This is a genomic window from Rhodoplanes roseus, assembly GCF_003258865.1.
In the GTDB taxonomy this organism is placed as follows: domain Bacteria; phylum Pseudomonadota; class Alphaproteobacteria; order Rhizobiales; family Xanthobacteraceae; genus Rhodoplanes; species Rhodoplanes roseus.
The window spans coordinates 1-385 of record NZ_NPEX01000683.1 but is presented as its reverse complement, the minus strand read 5'-3'; the positions used below and the strand labels follow the sequence as shown (position 1 = coordinate 385).

The window sequence follows — 385 nt, the reverse complement described above, 5'->3', positions numbered from 1 at the left end:
ACGACGAGCGTGCCGCTCGCCGCCGCGCTTGAAAGCCGTGGCTATACCGACCTCACCGACGTGCAAACGGCCGTCCTTAAACCTGAAGCGGCCGACCGCGACCTGCTCGTTTCGGCGCAAACCGGATCCGGCAAGACCGTCGCCTATTGTCTCGCGCTCGCACCCACTCTCCTCGGCGAAGAGGAAAAACTGCCCGAAGCCGGTGAGCCGATGGCTCTGATCGTGGCACCGACGCGCGAACTCGCCATGCAGGTGACGAACGAGCTGACATGGCTCTTTGCCGAAACCGGCGCCCGCCTTGTGACACTGGTCGGAGGCATGGATCCGCGCGCCGAGCGCCGCAGGCTCGATCAGGGCGTCCACATCGTCGTCGGGACCCCTGGAC

General features: G+C 66.0%; 1 protein-coding gene. It reads left to right on the top strand.

The window, feature by feature from the left end; genetic code table 11:
* The coding region (locus tag CH341_RS31965) for a DEAD/DEAH box helicase (protein ID WP_245431343.1) at positions 1-385 on the top strand (385 nt) is incomplete at both ends.